The organism is Rossellomorea sp. NRS-1567, assembly GCF_050467885.1.
In the GTDB taxonomy this organism is placed as follows: domain Bacteria; phylum Bacillota; class Bacilli; order Bacillales; family Bacillaceae_B; genus Rossellomorea; species Rossellomorea aquimaris_C.
In genome coordinates this window covers 138,661-158,133 of record NZ_JBITPL010000016.1, presented here as the reverse complement: position 1 = coordinate 158,133, position 19,473 = coordinate 138,661, and the positions used below count along the sequence as shown (strand labels likewise).

The 19,473-nt window shown below is 43.1% G+C and carries 20 protein-coding genes and 1 riboswitch; of the genes, 11 read left to right on the top strand and 9 right to left on the bottom strand.

Translation table 11 applies throughout. The features are described from left to right. The first annotated feature begins 151 nt into the window (after nt 1–151). Both ACIFOD_RS12210 and ACIFOD_RS12205 read left to right on the top strand, forming a co-directional pair. Nucleotides 152–448: a hypothetical protein gene (locus tag ACIFOD_RS12210; protein ID WP_430314904.1), complete on the top strand. Its 297-nt coding sequence runs from the start codon at nt 152–154 to the stop codon at nt 446–448. A gap of 603 nt (nt 449–1,051) precedes the next feature. Next, a riboswitch (cyclic di-GMP riboswitch) is annotated at nt 1,052–1,145 on the top strand. Nucleotides 1,146–1,252: 107 nt separating this feature from the next. Next, on the top strand, nt 1,253–1,390 hold the full coding sequence (locus tag ACIFOD_RS12205) for an anti-repressor SinI family protein (protein ID WP_430314903.1): 138 nt from the start codon (nt 1,253–1,255) through the stop codon (nt 1,388–1,390). A gap of 34 nt (nt 1,391–1,424) precedes the next feature. On the opposite strand, the gene ACIFOD_RS12200 is transcribed toward ACIFOD_RS12205, so the two are convergent. Both ACIFOD_RS12200 and ACIFOD_RS12195 read right to left on the bottom strand, forming a co-directional pair. After that, nucleotides 1,425–1,745, bottom strand: a complete 321-nt coding sequence (locus ACIFOD_RS12200) for a helix-turn-helix domain-containing protein (RefSeq protein ID WP_427599828.1) — start codon at nt 1,743–1,745, stop codon at nt 1,425–1,427. Nucleotides 1,746–1,840: 95 nt separating this feature from the next. Beyond that, nucleotides 1,841–2,281, bottom strand: a complete 441-nt coding sequence (locus ACIFOD_RS12195) for a YwpF-like family protein (RefSeq protein WP_430314902.1) — start codon at nt 2,279–2,281, stop codon at nt 1,841–1,843. Nucleotides 2,282–2,549: 268 nt separating this feature from the next. Here ACIFOD_RS12195 and ACIFOD_RS12190 point away from each other — a divergent pair, with 268 nt between their 5' ends. Together ACIFOD_RS12190 and ACIFOD_RS12185 are read left to right on the top strand one after the other, a co-directional pair. Continuing rightward, entirely contained in the window at nt 2,550–2,927 is a 378-nt protein-coding gene (locus ACIFOD_RS12190; protein WP_430314901.1) for a single-stranded DNA-binding protein, read from the top strand. Nucleotides 2,928–2,951: 24 nt separating this feature from the next. Further along, nucleotides 2,952–3,125, top strand: coding sequence for a hypothetical protein (locus ACIFOD_RS12185; protein ID WP_181778094.1), 174 nt, complete (start codon nt 2,952–2,954; stop codon nt 3,123–3,125). 542 nt (nt 3,126–3,667) lie between these two features. Here the strand turns inward: ACIFOD_RS12185 and ACIFOD_RS12180 are convergent. From ACIFOD_RS12180 to ACIFOD_RS12155, 6 genes are all read right to left on the bottom strand, one after another. Beyond that, nucleotides 3,668–6,493 carry a DEAD/DEAH box helicase gene (locus ACIFOD_RS12180; protein WP_430314900.1) on the bottom strand — a complete coding sequence of 942 codons (2,826 nt, stop codon included), beginning with the start codon at nt 6,491–6,493 and terminating at the stop codon, nt 3,668–3,670. Beyond that, a complete protein-coding gene (locus ACIFOD_RS12175; protein WP_430314899.1) occupies nt 6,486–8,129 on the bottom strand; it encodes an SWIM zinc finger family protein in 1,644 nt (547 codons plus the stop codon). The genes ACIFOD_RS12180 and ACIFOD_RS12175 overlap by 8 nt, the downstream gene beginning before the upstream one ends. Nucleotides 8,130–8,600: 471 nt before the next feature. Further along, the gene (locus ACIFOD_RS12170) at nt 8,601–10,220 is read right to left on the bottom strand and encodes an alkaline phosphatase (RefSeq protein ID WP_430314898.1); all 1,620 of its coding nucleotides are present in this window, start codon (nt 10,218–10,220) and stop codon (nt 8,601–8,603) included. Nucleotides 10,221–10,377: 157 nt separating this feature from the next. After that, entirely contained in the window at nt 10,378–11,613 is a 1,236-nt protein-coding gene (locus tag ACIFOD_RS12165) for an efflux RND transporter periplasmic adaptor subunit (protein ID WP_430314897.1), read from the bottom strand. Nucleotides 11,614–11,635: 22 nt separating this feature from the next. Beyond that, nucleotides 11,636–12,301, bottom strand: coding sequence for a hypothetical protein (locus tag ACIFOD_RS12160; RefSeq protein ID WP_430314896.1), 666 nt, complete (start codon nt 12,299–12,301; stop codon nt 11,636–11,638). Between the two features lie 129 nt (nt 12,302–12,430). Then, entirely contained in the window at nt 12,431–12,559 is a 129-nt protein-coding gene (locus ACIFOD_RS12155) for a hypothetical protein (protein WP_430314895.1), read from the bottom strand. Nucleotides 12,560–12,841: 282 nt separating this feature from the next. Here ACIFOD_RS12155 and ACIFOD_RS12150 point away from each other — a divergent pair, with 282 nt between their 5' ends. After that, on the top strand, nt 12,842–13,003 hold the full coding sequence (locus tag ACIFOD_RS12150) for a hypothetical protein (RefSeq protein WP_430314894.1): 162 nt from the start codon (nt 12,842–12,844) through the stop codon (nt 13,001–13,003). A gap of 144 nt (nt 13,004–13,147) precedes the next feature. Here the strand turns inward: ACIFOD_RS12150 and ACIFOD_RS12145 are convergent, their stop codons facing one another. Further along, nucleotides 13,148–13,555 (bottom strand): helix-turn-helix domain-containing protein, encoded by a 408-nt coding sequence (locus ACIFOD_RS12145; protein ID WP_430314893.1) that lies wholly within the window; start codon nt 13,553–13,555, stop codon nt 13,148–13,150. A gap of 197 nt (nt 13,556–13,752) precedes the next feature. On the opposite strand from ACIFOD_RS12145, the gene ACIFOD_RS12140 reads away from it, so the two are divergent. The 6 genes from ACIFOD_RS12140 (at nt 13,753) to hutU (ending at nt 19,473) form a co-directional block, all read left to right on the top strand. Next, a complete protein-coding gene (locus ACIFOD_RS12140) occupies nt 13,753–13,974 on the top strand; it encodes a hypothetical protein (protein ID WP_430314892.1) in 222 nt (73 codons plus the stop codon). 166 nt (nt 13,975–14,140) lie between these two features. Further along, nucleotides 14,141–14,734, top strand: a complete 594-nt coding sequence (locus tag ACIFOD_RS12135) for an REP-associated tyrosine transposase (protein ID WP_430314891.1) — start codon at nt 14,141–14,143, stop codon at nt 14,732–14,734. 90 nt (nt 14,735–14,824) lie between these two features. Then, nucleotides 14,825–15,307, top strand: coding sequence for a hypothetical protein (locus ACIFOD_RS12130; RefSeq protein ID WP_397553753.1), 483 nt, complete (start codon nt 14,825–14,827; stop codon nt 15,305–15,307). Nucleotides 15,308–15,559: 252 nt separating this feature from the next. Then, complete coding sequence (hutP, locus tag ACIFOD_RS12125; RefSeq protein ID WP_397553754.1) at nt 15,560–16,006, top strand: hut operon transcriptional regulator HutP; 447 nt, start codon at nt 15,560–15,562, stop codon at nt 16,004–16,006. A gap of 271 nt (nt 16,007–16,277) precedes the next feature. Beyond that, on the top strand, nt 16,278–17,810 hold the full coding sequence (gene hutH / locus ACIFOD_RS12120) for a histidine ammonia-lyase (protein ID WP_430314890.1): 1,533 nt from the start codon (nt 16,278–16,280) through the stop codon (nt 17,808–17,810). Next, the gene (hutU, locus tag ACIFOD_RS12115; protein WP_430314889.1) at nt 17,803–19,473 is read left to right on the top strand and encodes a urocanate hydratase; all 1,671 of its coding nucleotides are present in this window, start codon (nt 17,803–17,805) and stop codon (nt 19,471–19,473) included. The genes hutH and hutU overlap by 8 nt, the downstream gene beginning before the upstream one ends.

The following is a 19,473-nucleotide window of genomic DNA, read 5'->3' as shown; positions in this document are numbered from 1 at the left end:
TTGGTTTCAACTCTTCACTTGCTCAAAATCCAATTTCCCCAAAAAATTTCTCTCAAAATGCAAATTAATTCATTTTCAGGGAATGCTAACGAAAGACCAAAGTAACGGTCTTACATTAACTAACATACACGTTAGAAAGGAGTAATACATCATGAGCAAAAAATTATTATCCATTCTTGGTGGTTCAGCACTTGCTGCCATGCTTCTTGTAGGATGTAACGCAAATCAGGAGCCACCTCCGGAAGACGAGGCTCCAACAGAAGAAGAAGTGCCTGAAGATGATGGCATGAACGAAAATAACGGGGACATGGGTGAAGAAAATTACCCTGAATCAGAGGACAAAAACGAGCAAGGCGACAAAGATGCAGCGAAGGATAATAACACGCCTGAGGAAGATGCTGTAGAAGATGATAAGGATATGCAGGATCAGGATAAGAAGGACGAGTAATAGAGTTGAGCGCAGAGGCTAAAAGCTTCTGCGCTTTATTTTTTAGAGTTAAAACAGGAATTCTCTATTAAGAACGATAAAGTTAGGGATTTTAAGCAATTAAAAGATATTTCAAGGATAGTACTTATTTTCAGTGTGTTTTATGGAAAAATAAAGTTGAATTACCTATTAATTGGTATATAATTAATTTTGTTCACTATAATGAACAAAAAACTCAATAGGGGTGTTGTATGTATAAAAAAGTATGTAGTAGATGTACACGTTCCTCTTTTAGTAGCACTGAATTAGGCGATTGGATATGCCCCTCATGTGGAAATAATTTAACAAATTCACCTTTTTATGCATCTTCTCTAAGGCTTGGCAATATACTTCCATTAAGAAAAAAATTAGAGGCTTACAAAAAAGGGATGGGTCAAAAGTATTTTTGAAGTTTCGACGAATCATATTATAGAATAGCAAAAATCCTCTCTATATTTAAAAATTAACAGAGTATTTGTCGGAAAAAGTATGCTGTTGTAGGAAAAAAGTGTAAAAAAGATATCAGAAAAGACAAAAAATATTAACAAAAAGTGGTACTATTGGTATATCAAAGATAAAGACAGGATCAGAAAAAGGCAAACCCATTGAAAAGTGGGGACGCAAAGTCACAGGTCTACAGTATTAATAGTATATATCACTCGTCTGTAAGACTTACATAATTTTTTACACATACTTGGATTAAGTGATAGTTAGATGCTCCATATTAATACGACGGCGGCTGGATTGCCTGGAATACGTTTAGTGTATTTTAGGAGGGGAAACAAATTGGGGAACAAAGTATTGGATCAAGAATGGGTAGATTTGGTCAGACAAGCTTTAGAAGCAGGTATTTCTAAGGAACAGATTAGGGAGTATTTACAAAAGCGACCCCAGGACGTAAAAGCCGAGTACAAAGTGATTTAATATAAATAAAGTCTTGCGAATCCCTCGCAAGACTTTATTTATTGCCTAATTTCCACTTGTTAAATTCAATGAATTCCCTGAACTGCTCCTTGGTAATTCCAGAATCCATGGCTTCTTCTGCAATCTTAAGCCACTCATGATCGATATTTTGATCATCTGGTAGATCGTGTAAAAGAGCATCCATCGGAATCCCTAAAGCAGCTGAAACTTTCTCAAGGAATTGGATAGAAGGGTTTTGTTGAAGGTTACGCTCTATTGAACTCAAGTATGACTTTGCAACACCGGCTTTATCAGCAAGCTCTGTCATGGACATGCGTTTTTCTTGTCTGTATTTCTTTACTCTTTCTCCAATCACAGGGAACACCTACCTAAGAACTTCATATAAGAAGCCACAATATTAATACAATTATATCATAATCAAACAGATGAATATTACATAATTTTGTACAATTAAACGCTAGGTTTTGCCGTTGCCGGAATCCTTGGCTTCGATACCATTTTCTCACGGAACTCACGGATTAACTCTTCGCCCGAATATCCTTTTTGTACTAAGTCATCAAGGAGTAATTCTGCATATTCATTCCTCTGTTTTTTCAATTTCCCCTCAAACATAATACTGATATGCTCATCCATCTCTTTAATACAACGGATTGTAGTCATGAACGCAGCCGGGTCATTGGCCTTATTAGAAATCACGACCTGGATTTCCAAATCTTCCTTTCGTTGCTGAGCCTCTTGAAAGAACTCGATATATTTATTCGACAAGTACGTTTCGACAAGCCACGTACTTTGCCCATCCTCTTTATTAATAATCAGACCGTCCACTATCTCAAAGTCACGCAGTTCATCGTTCTCCACTACTTGCAGTGAAATAACTTTAAAGGTTTTCATGAACGAACATCTCCCATTTAAAGGTTTTATAAAATTATATCATAGTAGGAATTGTTTCCCTAACAAATTCCTCAATGAAAAAAAAGGACGAAAGATGCAATTTTGTGATTTTGGCCCCGTTTTTGAGTAAAAAACGTAAAATCTCCCTAGGGGAATTTCCGAAATTCAAGCCATTTTTGCCTCGAATTTCGGAAATTCACGATTTTACAAGATGAGACAGAAGATTGTAAGATGAAAGCAGCTTAAGAGAAAGGAGGAAAGAATACAATTGATCAACCAAGTGACCCTCGTTGGAAGGCTGACCAAAGATCCTGAAGCAAGAAAAACATTGGAAGGAAAATCGATACTTAACGCTACGATAGCTGTGAATCGTAACTACAAGAATCAAAAAGGCCAAATTGAGACAGACTTCGTGCTCTGCACCATATGGAACCGGGCAGCAGACAATACGGAGAAATACTGCCGGAAAGGATCTGTCGTTGGCGTGACCGGTCGAATCCAAACCCGTTATTTTGATAACGATCAAGGAAAACGAACGTATGTAACCGAAGTCGTGGCTGAAAATGTCCGCTTTATGGACAGCAGAAGGGAAACTGCAGAAGCACCAGAGCCAAGCAAGAAAGAGCCAATCGAATTACCGTTTTAATATTTATTTAAGGGAGATGGAGTTGTGGCCACACTGCAAGATCTTGAACAAAGAATTGACAGAATGGAAAAGTTAACAGAAGACCTCATCAAAAAAGTAGCAAGAGCAAACGTCGAAAATTTCTATTTATCTCAACGGGTGACAGCCCTTGAGCAAGGATACGAATACCCGAGTCCAGTTTTGAAAACCTCGTCATAAAAAAAACTCCACCCAGAATTCTTTCCATACGAACAATCCAACCAACCTAATAAGCAGCTGTCTCAAATTCCAATGGTCATCGCAACATGCCTCAAATATGCCTCATTAGAAATATACATGTGTAGCAGTGAGTAACGTAAGCAGTAATTCCCCTTATTGTCTTCATATTGAGTCGGTTTCCTTTTGGGGAGCCGGCGTTTTTTTGATTGGTAAGAGAGCGATGTTGCATTAGATCTTCTCCCGTGGTGAATGTTAATGATTCCGGTTGTTCACATTTTGGCACGAGTTTTGTGGGAATTGGCACAACAGACGCTAAAAGTGGCACAACAAAGTCCAGAAGTGGCACAAGTTTGCTCGGAAGTGGCGCAACAAAAGGTATCGGCAGATTAAACGTAATCATTTATATAATTATATTTGTAAAAAATGAATTCAAACCTAACCCTAATTTGTCAAAATCCTTTTAAATAACCCCAATAGCCACTAATTTCAGACCACACCTACAAAAAACCTCTTCCCCGCAAAAGGAAAGAGGTCACATACAACTACTCCAACACCAACAACGATTCCAAATCCTGATCCGACAATTCCGTAACCCATTGATCACTGCGGATGATTTCATCGTTCAATGCCTGCTTTTTCATCAGCATGGCATCGATTTTTTCCTCAAGGGTACCCGAAGAGACCAGCTTATGAACATGGACGAATCGCTGTTGTCCGATCCGATACGCACGGTCGGTTGCCTGGTTTTCTACCGCTGGGTTCCACCAGCGATCGTAGTGGACGACGTGGTTGGCGGCGGTCAGGTTCAATCCGGTTCCGCCGGCTTTCAGTGACAATAGGAAGACTGGAAACTCGCCATTTTGGAATTTCTCCACGAGTTCATCCCGTTTTCCTTTGGCCATGCTTCCGTTCAGGAATGGGACATCGACGTTGAATTCTTCTTTCATCACTTCCTGGATCATTTCCCCCATTGAAATATATTGGGTGAAGATCAGGCAAGCTTCGCCAGACTCCAGAGCGGTTTCCACGATGTCCTTCAGCTTCTGCATTTTTTCAGAGCGGGAGAGAATCGATTTTGGATCCGGTTCTTTTAAATAGAGAGCAGGGTGGTTGCAAAGCTGCTTCAGTTGGTTGAGCATTTGAAGGATTAATCCTTTGCGCTCAAATCCACTCAATGTTTCAATTTTCGCGAGAGTGTCCTTCACCAGCTGCTCATACAGTGCCGCCTGCTCAGTGGTCAGGTGACAATATTCTTTCTGTTCCAGTTTTTCAGGCAGATTCAATTCCACTTCGGGATCTTTCTTGGTACGACGCAATAAGAAAGGCTTGATTTTTGCCTGAAGCTCTTTGACTTTTTCTTCTGATTCATCTTTTTCAATCGGAGCAATATAGTTTTTCTGATACTGCGTGAATCCACCAAGGTACCCGTGGTTAAGGAAATCAAAGATCGACCACAGTTCGGACAACCGATTTTCCATCGGGGTCCCGGTGAGCGCAATATGGTGCTTACCGCTGAGTTTGCGGATGGCACGTGATTGTTTTGTATTGGCATTCTTGATGTTTTGCGCTTCATCAAGAGAGATGGAAGTCCACACCACTTCTGATAACTCGTCAAAATCAATATGTGACAAGCCGTATGAGGTAAGAACCACATCGACGCCTTTGATTTCCCTGGCAAATTGTTCGCCTTTCGTCCGGGTCGGTCCATAATGAAGGTGGACCTTCAAGTCCGGTGCAAATTTCTCCAACTCCCGCTGCCAGTTTCCGAGAACGGAGGTAGGGGCAACGATGAGGGAAGGTGTTTCCGGTATCTCGGTTTCTTTTACGTGCTGCAGGTAGGTAATCAGCTGGACCGTTTTTCCGAGTCCCATGTCATCGGCCAGACAAGCGCCAAAGCTGAATTTTCGTAAAAAGAGCATCCAGCTCATTCCCAGCTGCTGATAAGGACGAAGCTCGCCGATAAACGTGTCAGGTGTTTCCGTTAAAGGAATCGAGGACACATTTGTCAGCTGATGAATCATCTTTTTCATAGATCGATTGAGTTCCAGCTGTATCTTGGCATATTTATAAGGATCATGCTCGTCGTCATCCTGCTCCAGATCCGATTCATCAGAATCCCGGGGAACCAGCTCCTGCTCCAGCATATCCTGGATCGAAATCCCTTCCTGCTTCGCTTTCGTCATCATCTGTTGAATTCTTCTAATCATAGCGGGATCAAGCTTCATCCATTGACCACGAATTTTCACTAACCGTCGCTGATTATCGACGAGTTGATTAAAGTCATCCTCTGACAGATTGACTCCGTTCATCGATAATCGCCAGTCGAAATCAAGCATGGCATTGAGGCCAACGAAGGATTTACGATAGCTTGTGTCCGTGTTTTTCAGCTTTGCTTTTACCAATACCTGAGCATCTTTCATCGCTTCCCACCATGACGGCAGGAGAATTTCAATATCTAAATCGATGAGCTTCTCACTTAATACGGATAGGAAATCCCAGGCATCGTGCTCACCAAGAGCTGTGCGGAGGGACCCATCCACGTCACGGAGGATTGGCATCATCTTCATCCACCGTTCCTGTTCTTCAGATACATCAGGCAGGTGCTTTTTCCAGGAAGGAGGGACTGTGTCTTCAGCCAGTGAAATGACGCGATTCGTTTTCTTGCGGTCTCTGAGAATCGTCTCAAGCTCCCAGGACTGATCCTCATCAAGAGGCTCAGAGATCCTCAGGCCGATCGAAAACGGAAGTTCTTCATCCTCACCGGCAATCCACTCACTCCAACGCTTCTCATCAAAATACGCATCCAGCTCTTCAGACGTCAGCGTACTTTCCTTCAGCTTCTGAATCCGCTTCATCGCACTCGATCCACCCGAAGCCATCGCCTCATTCAATGCACCTTGAAACCAATTTTTGGTAAGATTTTTGAGGGACGGACCTCCATCAGGAAGCTCTTCCTTCCAGAACTCATCATTAAAATTCGACCAGACTTCATCGGGGATATGAAACTGCAACCCTTTTTCCTGCCATTCCTCGAAGCGTGGAAGCCAGCGACCGGCTTCCACCGATTCGTAGATCACAGGGGCTATCGCAATGCACGCCTGCCCGGTCTCATCCCAGTCCCACTCGATCATGCTGCTGAAATGCTCACCGGCAAGCAATGTGAGAAGCTGCCATTGAGTCACTGCGATCCCGTTTGTGGAATCCTCAAGGAGTGTCCCGTAGTAACTTTCTTCATGCCAAAGAAACAGCTGACCCTTCCATTCTTTTGGAGGCAGAATTTCACCTTTGTCGTTTTCCGCAGTGATGAAGAAACGGTCTTCATATTCAGTTGTGTTGACGTTGATTTTTACGGAAGACAGTTTAAGCATCGATTAACTTACCCTTTCTGCACTCTTCTTGGAACGCGCGTAATCGCTTGTATTTATCTAAAATGTAGGGGAGATAGACGTCCCATTTGTCGGTTTTCTTCGTTTTTTTATAAATCGTCCGGATCTTTTTCATATAACGAACCGCCAGCTTGTAGCTGTCGCGATTCTTCTGATCGATAGCATCCATGACCCCGGCGTAATAGATCGGAAGGGCAAGCTCAGGCGCTTCCTTCGTCACATCGCGGAGGCCCATGCCTTCCATCTCCTGAATGCTGTAGCTCATGTACTTTTGGAGCTCAACCCATTCACGATAAGCCTTCGCACTGATAAGATACTCATTGTACGAGAAGAAGCTGTACGGAAGCATGGATAGAAGAAGTTCATTGACAAGGGAGCTGTCCTTTTCCATCAGCCAATCCATCGGCAGGATCCGCACAAACCAGCGTACGAATCGGGTCGCTTCATAATAATCGAGGGTTTCCAAGTGGTCCGGCATTCTGGATAAAATATTGCGGACCAGGAAGAATCCCACTTCGTAACGTTTCCCTACGAAAAATTTACGCAGCCAGAATTCACTGAACGCGACGAGCTCAGTACCCAGTTCGTCCACCACTTCACTCGCCTTATTTAAATCTTCAAGGAGTAAATATTGATGAAGGATTGCGACGTTGTAAAAAGTGGAATCCTGCGCGCTGTTTTCTTCTAAACGCGCAACCTCTTCACGGCGCCACGACTTCTGTTTGAACAAGTAATACCATAGGAAGCGGTACACTTCGGCTTTCATCATCGTACTGTTTTCTGCCGAGTCACTCATCTCGACCGTCTGCTTTTTCAAAAAAGCAATGTACGGATCGAAGCTGAATGGCATGGCATGAATCGACAGTTTTTCAACCGCATCTTCCATTTCTCCTAACAGAAAATCATACATGCTGTACTGTTCGCGACTCAGCTCTACATTCCTCTTTTGTAAATAAAGATCGATGTGAATCGACAAATAAAAGGTAGCAAAGAGCTGATAAAGAGGCTTCCATTCCCGTTCGAATGGAGCTTCTTTCATGAAGCGTTTCGTTATATTCTGAACGAGGACATCCATCAAATAGGGCTGTCTTTCAAGTAACTCTAAGTCTTCCTGCTTCAGAAGGGAGTTAAAGAATTGCCACCATTCCTCAGGCGTGTTACCTCGCGTTTTACGTTCATTTAATAGATCGCTTGCTTTCTTTAGAGCACCGGTACTGCTGTGCTTCTTCAATAAATCATCCAGTGTCTGGGCTTCCTGACTAGGGGGAGCCGACTGACTCCGCCAGTTCTGGATCCACTCACTGACCCGTCCAACCTTGTTATATAGCATAAAAAAGGTCGCCATTTGATGCCGGCACCATTTATCCTGAGGACATGAGCACTTGCTTAAAAGGGGAAACGAAAAATTCAGCTCAAGGGTGACAGGCGTCACATCCTGTACCTCGGCCGTCACTTCCTCATCCCGGACCTTCACGTTCGAAACCAGATTCTGACGGAACAAAAGAAGGCCCTTTGACACGACATTCTTGCTCTCATCCTGATTTGGGTCCAATTCACCCTGTATCGACTGACTCATGGGAAGTAACCTATCCTTCAACTCCTGAATACGAATCGACATCAACCAACCTCTCCAATCTATAAAATCGCATTCTTTTATTATAACGCAAAAGGAGGGGGAAAAGGAACATGGGACGGGGGAAGTGGTGGAAGAGGGTGAGAAGAGGATGGAGGAGTTTGTCGAATGGTGTAGTGAGGCGTGGAATGGGAGGCGAATCGATCATAAATTTTGAAAGTCGATAATATAAGTGGCAAAGTCGATAATAAATGCTCCAAGGTCGATAATATAATTCAAAAGTCGATAATATATGGTCCCAAGTCGATAATAAAACCTTCAAAGTCGATAATAACTGAGTAAAAACCTACAAAAAGCTGCCTGGAACCGATCGATGGAGATGGTTTTGAAAATAAAATGTGCGTTTTTGAAAATAAATCCTGAGATTTGAAAATAAAACGTCAATATTGAAAATAAAACTCCCGATTTTGAAAATAAACAGCCCAGAATCAGCTCAAAACCGCTCTATTCACCGCATTAACCCTCCACATGCACATAAAAAGTCTTCCCATCAAACACATTCACACTCTTCAGCCTCACCTTTTCACCATTTTTCCAATAAAAATCCTTATTTTCAGGAAAACGCAGCTTTTCGTCCCCACGCTCCACAACCATCACAGGATTTTTCGAGGTCCGTCCCTCGATCTTCACCTTAAAACCTCTTTTGCGATAAAATTTCACACCATCCAAGTACCAGGAAGCGAATTTACCTGAAGTTAATGAAAATCCAAGATACTTAGAAATCACTTTGGGAATATCGGTATTTTCAATAAGACCAACAGGCTTACCAGGTCCATACGCATATAAGAAGACATCCTCACCAGTATGACCATGTGTGGTAAAGCCAAGATTAGCCCGCTTTGCCATCAGCTTCACCATTTCATCCTCTAAATCCTCTACTTTTTTAGATGCATCTTCCATCGCACAGAATTCTTTCTTGCTCAAATTCCCCAACCCATAGTTTGAAAGAACCTCTTTTAAATTTGAACGGTCCTCCTTAAGTTGGGAAACAGCGCCTTTAACAGTAAGCTCAGCTTTACGCAAAGGCTCCACAAACTTTTCAACAGGCTGATTTTTGTAATCCCCGCTTGTACCCTGATTCCCCAGTGTCAGCCCGCTATTTCCGTGATCAGTCACGGCTACCACCATCGTATTACCGTCCTCACGAGCGAATGCTAAAGCCTCTCCAACGGCGTCATCAAAGCTCAATACCTCACTGATCATTCCTACAGGATCATTTTTGTGAGCTGCCCAATCCACCTTGCTGCCTTCGACCATCAAGAAGAACCCCTTCTCACTTTGAGAAAGACGCTGGATGGCCGCACGAGTCATCTCCGCAAGTGAAGGTTCATCAGGCTTTAACGTCTTCCTGTCCATTTCATAGGCAATGTCCTCTTCCGCAAACGCACCCCATAATTTAGAAGAGCCTATTCTTTTTAGAAGTCCGTCCCTCTTCAAAACCAAATCGTATCCGGCTGAGCCGATGACCTTCACGAGATTTTCTCCGTCCTCGCGACTGACTTCCTTGGTTTTAAGCATACCGTCATCATTTTTGATGTGGTCTTTTGATTTTGGCTTCAACCAGGCGGCACCTCCACCTAAGATAACGTCGAGACCCTGGTACACCTGTTGTTCGCCGATATCTCCAAATTCATCACGGTTCAGGACATGGGCTGTGAACGCAGCCGGAGTGGCATGCTGGACAGGGGAGGTGGATACGATGCCCGTCTTGTAGCCGGAAAACTTGGCACCTTCAAGGACCGTCAAAACGGGACGTCCATCCGGGTTCATACCTATGTAATCAGCTTTCGTCTTCAAACCGGTGGCCATGGCCGACCCGGCTGCAGCGGAATCGGTAATCGCTGACTGAGCAGAATACGTCCGGACGCCGCCGACCAGAATCTTATCCAGTTGAAGGTCCGTCCCTCGGTACCAACGCGACAATGTGACGATGTCGGAGTTGGTGCCGTCCATGATCATGAGGATGACATTTTTGTTGGGTGGGGTTGGGGCTGCGAATAGGCAGGTGGAGGGGAAGGAGAAGGCGAGGAGGGAGAGGAGGATGGTTAGGATGATGAGGCGTTTTAGTGTATTCATGGTGAGCGCTCCTTTTCTGAAGTGGTTAACCAATAGTATTTGTTGGTTGGGAAGGAGTATGTATAGAAAAATGATTAAAACAGGTGGTTTACATTGCACAAGAAATCGTCAAAAAAAAGACGCATCCAAACCATTCCGGTTTAAGATGCGACTCCCATTATTTCCGTTCCAGTATTCCGACCAGCAGATTTTCTAAAACCGTCGGACGATCTACTTTCTTCAACTCACGCAATTTGATTTTATCCCAATCAATGCCTGTTATGAATGGAGTACCATTCTCTAGCGCAGGGATGTCCCCGGGATAGACAATGTAGTATTCCCCGACCTTCACACCGGACTTGATTTGTTGCTGCCCGTTTACTAGGAGCCCTGTTTCAACTTTTCTTTGCTCAACGGTTCCTTTTTCAGTGAGGATCCAGATGAATTTTGAAGGGCCTTCTTTTTCAATCGCAGTGACAGGCACGACGAAAGCCCCTTTTACTTCCTCAGTAATGATCGAAAGGAAAACATGATGACCGGGAAGAAGTTTGTTTTTAGTATCCTGAAGCTTAACTTCCACAGGATACATGCTATCTGTTTGCAAGTGTGGATCGTTTTTTGGAAGAGTGGCAACACTGGTCACAATTCCTTTTTGAGTCTTTTTCTCAATGTCGGATTGAACGATTGCGCTCATATTTTCTTCCACGGTAACGATTTCCTTTTCAGTAAGATCAGTCGTTACAATGGTGGTCTGTGAGGCAATCGTAATCAATGGATTATCTATCGCATGGGAGAGGTCCTTGATGGTACCGTCGACACTGCTTTGAACCGTTAACGTTGTTTCATACGATTCGATATCAGAAATTTGGCGCTCAAGATTATCGATTTGATTCTCTAAACGGTCAATCTCCAATTCTTTAGCGGCGATTTCTTTTTTTATATCGTACTCCGAATGAAGTGCACTGGCATCAATTGGAATTTCTTTATCGTCTGATGAAGTTGAAGGAAGGGACGATTCAAGACTTTCCAAATCATCGATGTTGTCTTCAATACTATCGATCTCATCTTCCAATTGTTCCACTTCTGATTCGAGAACGCTTTTTTGCTGAGTTTGATTGGTTACTTCGTATTCATATAGTGGCGTTCCGGATTTTACCTGGTCACCTTCTTTAACGAGGAATTTCTTGAAGGAACCAAATTCGTCGTTGAAATAGATGTAGCTTTCTTCTTCAGGAGTAACGACACCTGGTTTCGGAAGTTCTTTAACTAAATCGTCTTTTCCGCTGATTTCCCAAGTGGCTAGCCGGACTTCGCGGTCGACCTTGCTGTTCGCCTTTTCAATAAGGTATGTATTTGCACCAACAAATAAAAGAGAGAGTGTTAAGGTGCTATAAAAAATGGTTCTTCTATTCATCATGTTCACAGCCTTTAGAAAGTTAAATTAGGGTTGATATGTTTAAGAAAGCCAATAATGCATTAAGAGACCAAAAGAATAGATTGGTTAAGAGAATTGCCAACCAGATGATCCAGTTTTTTTGATTGGTTAACTGTTTGATGCCTTTATATTGAATGTAGAAAACCCAAACTTTAAAAAGGGAGAAGCTTCCCATTAAATAAATAACATACGATTTTGATGTAACATATTGGGTGATTACTCCTAAAGAGAGCGGTGAAGAGTACCATTCAAGTGAAAAGAATAGTGATAATGGTATATAGGTGAGTTTTTCAAGTAATAAAATGATTAAGACCAGACCTTGAGTGATAACCAGTTTACGGTACTCACCTTCATTGGAGATGGTCCAAAAAATGAGTGATGAAAAAAAGAGAATAATGGCTGCATAAAGCATTCCGGCTAATAGCCTGCCTAAGAAAAATAAAAACTTCTCCAACTCGAATGCAGTTGGGGATAGCTTCGTCATGTCTTTAGACAAAGGGTCCATTCCTATTCCGAAAGACGAGATCAAACCAAATATAACAATGGATAATAAGAAGAGAAATAAGACTCGTTTCTTATAACCTTTTAATTCCTCCATCTCATTGAGTTGATAAAAGAAGATTGATGGCTGTTTCAAACCCCTGAAAAGTCTTACTTCTCTATGCATAAAATGTTGTCCTCCATCTTGAATAGATTACACCTCTTATTCTATCGAAAATCATCGAACTTTTCCATAAATTGTAGAACGAATTGAGAAATAAAATAAAAAAGCGTCGAATGGACGCTTTTTGTTAGTTTATGCTTGATATGTTAAGTAAGTTGTTCCTGCGATAAGTAGAATTGTAATGATAAAGAACCCAATATACATAAAGGCTTTCTTCGTTTTCTTCTTGCGCATTACTTCTTCCGGTGTTAAAAATGCCATTATAAATTTCCCCCTTTACCCAACTTGTAACTGTTAGACACTAACCAACGTATGTACTATTTTTCTAGGGTCAGTTAATTTTTTCCCATACCATCGTAGTATCGGATGTATATTCTGATTTTTAATAGTTCATAAAGCTTATTTAAATTTCTTTTTGTCGAAAAATATTTTGTTGAATCTTGTATAATTATGGTAATATATCTAGTAATTGATGTTTGAACTTTCCTTTAAGAGTGTAATAAAGTGATAGAAACTGTTTTATATTGTAGGAGGTTGTCTTTTTTGAAAGGAATCGTTAGCAAGGAACAATACGTTCTCTCTGTTATCCAGAAAGCTTATGACAAGGGCCAGCAAGGCGATATGGATACCGATAAAATGATTGATTGGCTAAAGCAGGAACTGCAAACTGGATATGCTTTAAATCAAAGTCGAAAAGCGCTGTAGAATCCTTAGCTGGATCTCAGCGCTTTTTGTTTTATATCTTTTTATATTAAGGGACGGACCTCCACTAATAGAATAATAATGTTAATGTGCCTATTTCTTTTAATTCTATTGAGGTTCCTTGAGGTCCGTCCCTCAAGGAATGTCCTACCAATCCTTCATCGTCTGGTAAAGGTGATTGACCTGGGAGATGAATTTTTCTTTGCGTTTTTCTGTGAAGTAGGTGAGGGCGGATAGGGTTCGTTTGAATTTAGGGTGATCTTGAAGGATCTTCAGGATTTCCCTATTTTCTTCGTCTTCGAAGTTTTCTCTTAGAATTATGGGATTGTGACTATTACGAGGACTGACACTTTCCCCGCCGTACATAATTCGATTCATTTCATGGGTAGGGATTTTATAGACTTCTTTAAAGGTAAGGAGCATTTTATACGGGATGTCCCTTGTGCCATTTTCATAGTTTATACTCTGATTGATATTTAAACGAATGGCGGCTTCTCTCTGAGTAAGCTCCAATAGGTCATTCCGATAATGCTTCAACTCTATGTGTAAGTCCATTCTAATCACCGACTATCCCTTTTTTCTTCAAGATAAAGGTTTTGATAGATATCACCGGGAAATTACACGATTTGAAATACTATTATTGCTTACAAATATAGAAAATTTGAAAAAGGTATACAAAATTACATGAAAACGTATTAAAATGTAAATATAATTGTAATTTTGTCGAATTGGGGGTAAAGGTGGAAGATAGAATGGGAGATCAGAACAAAGGGAGAAAGATTAGCGTTATAGAAGGCTCGAAACCCAGTTTAACGAGAAAGGTTAAATGGATACCTTTGAGGTCAGAATCAAAACTGGTATTCAGTACTAAAAATAACGGCAAACAGCTTGTGATCTACTATTCTCAAAACAGCTTTACCAGCGAGGCAACGAACAGAAAAGATTTTCTACTAATAGATAGAATAGAAGAATAAAGATTGAGGGACGGCCCTCCAAAGTAGAACTTGAAGCCAAGCAGCCTGATCTAACTCCTTTTGTAAATTTTCAGAGGTCCGTCCCTCAAAAAAAGAGGATTTTGCGGAGTTGTGTCGAATAGGTTATTGTACGAAATTTAGTTCACTTATGAGAAGGAGTGATGTTATGGTACGAACGCCTCGGGATTGGCGTCCGGGAGCCACTTATCATGTGACGGCGAGAGGGAACCGGAAGCAAGACTTGTTTCATGACATTGAAGACCGAAAGAAGTATTTATCCTACCTGCAGGACACGAAAGACAAATATCCTTTTAAAATCCACGCTTACTGTTTAATGTCCAACCACATTCACCTTCTAATCGAAACCCACGACGTTCCACTCCAACAGATCTTCAGAATCCTTCATACCCGTTATGCGATTTATTTCAATAAAAAATATGATTATGTCGGACATGTCTTTCAAGGAAGATTTGGCTCCACCAAGATAGATACCCCTGCCTATTTCATTAAGGTCAGCAGATATATTCATCAGAATCCTGTCAAAGCCAAACTCACCGTCGTCCCCGAGTATTATCCCTGGAGCAGCTACCCCTCATATGTTCATTCCATCGACAACCCGCTTCTCTCAAAGGAGAGGACCCTGGCATATTTTCCAGATTCAGAAGTGAAGCTTTATAAAGAATATGTAGACAAGGAAATAGAGAAAGAAGAGCCAAACAAGGAATTTGACGAAAATACAATTAAAATTGTAAAAAAATAAAATATTTTTGTAAAAAATTAGAGGGAATTAGATGTTTATGTCGAAATTCACTTTTGTAGGAAAAAATTCCTATATCGAGGAGGAGGAAGTATGAAAAAAGACTTTATATTGGTGTTTGAGGATTTTCATGTTTCAAAGAGGAGCATCAAGAAATCGAAAAAACATTTAGTCGTCTTTCAAGGTCAGCATTATTACAATAAGTTAGTCGTTGTGAATCAGCCACCGGGATTTTCCCATGCACTGGAAAGCATTATGTATTCCGATAAGATACTTGAAACAGTTGGGTTTACCACCTTGTTTGCCGTTCCAATCGATCGTAACCATTCCATCCCATTTAAGTTTGTCCGTATAGGTGACAAGGAACCAAAGGATTGTAAGGTTGTACTCGAAAAGCGGGATGGAGTGGAGCAACTGAATATACGATCTTTATACCCTATGGATGACCGTCTTGCCAATGAAGACAAACAGGATATTCTGTCCTACCTTAGCCTGAAGTCTGATGATGGAACCGTCACCTATCTCATGAACGACCCCCAAGTGTTCAAGGGCAAAGGTAAAAAACAAGAAGAGTAAAGGAGGAATGAGGCGAACCTAATCTGAATAGGTACGTCTTTTTTTGAGGGACGGCTCTCCAACCGTTTATACTAACGAACACCTTCTATGTCCCTACCTGAGAAGCTCTGCAAAACCCTTTACCACGCTACCAAACTACCTCTCTAAGTTTCTAAAATCAGCATTTTTTTCATTGACCTCTTACCGGTCAGACCATACAATATAAGTAGTTATTAGTATTTTTAGAATTTTCATGTAAGGTGCGAATGCCACTTGGATAAGACAGATCATACTCGTATCGGAAAGAATGCCATGCTTCTTCTCCTCGTAGATAAAGAGGAAGAAGAATGGAATCGTCATTTCAATGAACTGAATTGGAGTTACTGCACCGGGAAGATCGGCTCAATGGACAGTCAAAAAATCGTGGCTGCGATTGAAACAGCAGCGAAGCGAAGTGATCTTGTCCGGGAAGATTTGTACCGGGAAATGCATGCCTTATACCACGCCATCATGGAGGCTTTAACGGGTGTGACCCGCGGCCATACGCAATTAGGTGAGATCCTGCGTACAGTTGGATTGCGCTTCTCGGTTGTAAGGGGCACTCCGTATGAGAGTGAAGAAGAAGGCGAGTGGATCGCAGTAGCGTTATATGGAACGATTGGTGCGCCTATAAAAGGGCTGGAGCACGAGACAATCGGACTTGGAATCAATCATATTTAAATAAGTTAGAGCCTAGAGATATTAGTTAAAAGGAGGCTCGACCAACGGCAGAAGTCTGTCTTTGGTCGGGTCTCTTTTTGTGTGGAATTTTGGGGTCAATTTGATTCTTTGGGGAGTGGACAATACAGATTTGGAGGTCCGTCCCAGAGTGGTTTAAAGCGTTAAAGAACGAAACAACAAAAATAGCGATCTAGAGGGATTTGGCCAGATTGGGGTTGTGAAGGTACAGCTTATGGAGGTCCGTCCCTAAAAATATGAAGAGGTGATTGTAATGGTGGAGTTGAAGGGTTGTAGTTTGAGTTTGGATGAGGCGAAGAGGGTTATTTATGGGAAGGAGCAGGTGGAGCTTTCGCCGGTTAGTATGGAGCGGGTACGGAAGAGTCGTGAGGCGGTTGAGAGGATTGTGAAGGAGAAGCGTGTGGTCTATGGGATTAATACGGGCTTCGGGAAGTTCAGTGATGTGTTGATTGATGCGGATGATGTGGAGGAGCTTCAGCTGAATCTGATTCACTCCCATGCGTGTGGAGTGGGTGATCCGTTTCCTGAGAACGTTTCACGTGCCATGCTCCTACTGAGATGCAACGCTCTTTTAAAAGGCTATTCTGGTGTTAGACCAGTGATCGTCGAAAGGCTAGCGGAGTTCTTGAACAAAGGAATCCATCCAGTGGTCCCACAGCAGGGTTCACTCGGAGCGAGCGGAGACTTAGCACCACTTTCTCACTTGGCACTTGCTTTAATGGGAGAAGGAGAAGTCCACTATCAAGGAGAGGTACATCAAACTCTCCCTGTCCTTTCGAAAGAAAACATCTTCCCTATCCAGCTTCAGGCGAAAGAAGGCTTGGCACTCATCAATGGAACGCAGGCGATGACGGCAATGGGGGTCATCGGTTACCTGGAAGCAGAGGAACTTGCCTTCCAAAGCGAGATGATTGCAAGTCTGACCTTGGAAGGACTTAGAGGAATCATGGATGCCTTCGACGAAGATATTCATTTAGTAAGGGGCTATCCTCAGCAGGTCGCAACGGCCAAAAGAATCCGGGATTACCTGGTAGACAGTAAGCTGACAACGCAGCAAGGAGAACTCAGAGTTCAGGACGCATACTCGTTACGATGCATCCCGCAAGTTCACGGGGCATCCTGGCAGGCACTTGACTATGTAAAAGAAAAGCTGGAAATCGAAATGAACGCCGCAACCGATAATCCACTGATTTTCGATGATGGAGAAAAAGTCATTTCAGGCGGGAACTTCCATGGACAGCCGATCGCCTTCGCCATGGATTTTATGAAAATTGCCATAGCTGAGCTCGCCAATATCTCAGAAAGACGTATCGAACGACTCGTGAATCCGCAGCTGAATGACCTGCCACCGTTTCTGAGTCCACAACCAGGGCTCCAATCCGGTGCCATGATCATGCAATACTGTGCGGCATCACTTGTCTCGGAAAATAAAACCCTCGCCCATCCAGCGAGCGTCGATTCCATCCCGTCTTCAGCCAACCAGGAAGACCATGTCAGCATGGGAACCATCGGATCGAGACACGCCTATCAAATCCTGCAGAACTCAAGAAGAGTCCTGGCCGTCGAACTTATCTGCAACTTGCAGGCAGCAGAACATCGAGGGACGGACCTCATGGCAAGCCAGACACGACAATTTTACGAAGCAGCGAGAAAGGTCATTCCTTCCATTACTAAGGACCGGATCTTCTCGAAAGATATAGAAAAAGCCAACCAGTGGCTGCAACAGATCTCGTTAAGCACACTCATCAAACCTAACAAAACAAAGGAGGAAACGACAAATGGTTAAGGCAAACAAACGAATCGTACAAATCAAAACAGGGACGGACCTTGAATGTAAAGGATGGGAGCAGGAAGCGGTCCTTCGCATGCTCTATAACAATCTCGATCCTGAGGTAGCGGAAATTCCGGAAGAATTGGTCGTTTACGGTGGTATCGGGAAAGCGGCACGTAACTGGGAGTCCTTCGACGCCATTGTTCACACGCTCAGAAACTTGGAAAACGATGAAACCATGCTTGTTCAATCCGGTAAGCCGGTTGGTGTGTTCAAAACTCATAAAGCTGCTCCAAGAGTCCTTTTATCAAATTCCGTACTGGTACCGAAATGGGCAAATTGGGAGCACTTCCACGAACTCGATCAAAAAGGCCTCATGATGTACGGCCAAATGACGGCTGGAAGCTGGATCTATATCGGGACGCAGGGAATCCTTCAAGGGACATATGAAACGTTCGCAGCACTTGCGAAGAAACATTTCAATAACTCCCTAAAAGGTACGATCACTCTAACAGCGGGTCTGGGAGGAATGGGTGGAGCACAACCTCTCGCTGTCACTATGAACGGTGGAGTCGTGATTGCAGTAGACGTTGACGCAGAACGCATTCAAAAGCGCCTCGACACGAAATACTGTGACGTGAAGACAGATTCCATCGATGAAGCGTTAATGATGGCCTATGAAGCACGGGACCAGGGTAAACCACTTTCCATCGCATTACTTGGAAACGCGGCAGAGGTTCATCATGAACTTTTAAAAAGAAACGTTCAGATCGATATCGTAACTGATCAAACATCAGCCCACGATCCTTTAAACGGCTATGTACCAGAGGGATACTCGCTTACAGAAGCGGCAGAGCTTCGCAAACAGGATCCAAAAGCCTACACCACCCTTTCACAAAAAAGCATGGCCAAACACGTGGAAGCGATGCTTGAATTCCAGAATAGAGGCTCCATCGTATTCGACTACGGAAACAACATCCGTCAAGTAGCGAAGGATGAGGGAGTCGCCAATGCCTTTGATTTCCCTGGCTTCGTTCCAGCCTACATCCGTCCATTATTCTGTGAAGGAAAAGGACCTTTCCGCTGGGCGGCACTTTCAGGAGACCCAGAGGATATCTATAGAACAGATCGCTTGATCAAAGAGCTTTTCCCAGAAAACGAAGCACTGAATCGCTGGATCGATATGGCACAGGAGCAAGTGGCATTCCAAGGACTCCCTTCCCGCATTTGCTGGCTTGGATACGGTGAGCGAGTGAAGATGGGTCTTGCCATCAACGAGCTGGTCCGAAACGGAGAACTGAAAGCACCAATCGTCATCGGCCGTGACCACCTGGACTGCGGATCCGTTGCTTCACCGAACCGTGAAACCGAAAGCATGAAGGACGGCAGTGACGCAGTAGGAGACTGGGCCATCCTGAACGCCCTCATCAACACAGCAGCAGGCGGCTCCTGGATCTCCTTCCACCACGGCGGCGGTGTAGGGATGGGGTACTCACTGCACGCTGGAATGGTGGTTGTAGCAGACGGGACGGACCTTGCGCAGGAAAGATTAGAACGCGTGCTCACAACAGACCCTGGAATGGGCGTCATCCGCCACGTCGACGCAGGCTACGACATCGCAGAAAAAACAGCCGAAAAACACAACATCCACATCCCAATGAACAAAGGAGGAGAATAA

Bases quoted from the DNA above. Each gene is read 5' to 3' on its own strand.
- ACIFOD_RS12210 (WP_430314904.1), top strand. From the start codon at position 152: ATGAGCAAAAAATTATTATCCATTCTTGGTGGTTCAGCACTTGCTGCC.
- ACIFOD_RS12195 (WP_430314902.1), bottom strand. From the start codon at position 2,281: ATGAAAACCTTTAAAGTTATTTCACTGCAAGTAGTGGAGAACGATGAA.
- ACIFOD_RS12180 (WP_430314900.1), bottom strand. From the start codon at position 6,493: ATGCTTAAACTGTCTTCCGTAAAAATCAACGTCAACACAACTGAATAT.
- ACIFOD_RS12175 (WP_430314899.1), bottom strand. From the start codon at position 8,129: ATGTCGATTCGTATTCAGGAGTTGAAGGATAGGTTACTTCCCATGAGT.
- ACIFOD_RS12170 (WP_430314898.1), bottom strand. From the start codon at position 10,220: ATGAATACACTAAAACGCCTCATCATCCTAACCATCCTCCTCTCCCTC.
- ACIFOD_RS12165 (WP_430314897.1), bottom strand. From the start codon at position 11,613: ATGAATAGAAGAACCATTTTTTATAGCACCTTAACACTCTCTCTTTTA.
- ACIFOD_RS12160 (WP_430314896.1), bottom strand. From the start codon at position 12,301: ATGCATAGAGAAGTAAGACTTTTCAGGGGTTTGAAACAGCCATCAATC.
- ACIFOD_RS12155 (WP_430314895.1), bottom strand. From the start codon at position 12,559: ATGGCATTTTTAACACCGGAAGAAGTAATGCGCAAGAAGAAAACGAAG.
- ACIFOD_RS12145 (WP_430314893.1), bottom strand. From the start codon at position 13,555: ATGGACTTACACATAGAGTTGAAGCATTATCGGAATGACCTATTGGAG.
- ACIFOD_RS12140 (WP_430314892.1), top strand. From the start codon at position 13,753: ATGGGAGATCAGAACAAAGGGAGAAAGATTAGCGTTATAGAAGGCTCG.
- ACIFOD_RS12135 (WP_430314891.1), top strand. From the start codon at position 14,141: ATGGTACGAACGCCTCGGGATTGGCGTCCGGGAGCCACTTATCATGTG.
- ACIFOD_RS12130 (WP_397553753.1), top strand. From the start codon at position 14,825: ATGAAAAAAGACTTTATATTGGTGTTTGAGGATTTTCATGTTTCAAAG.
- hutH (WP_430314890.1), top strand. From the start codon at position 16,278: ATGGTGGAGTTGAAGGGTTGTAGTTTGAGTTTGGATGAGGCGAAGAGG.
- hutU (WP_430314889.1), top strand. From the start codon at position 17,803: ATGGTTAAGGCAAACAAACGAATCGTACAAATCAAAACAGGGACGGAC.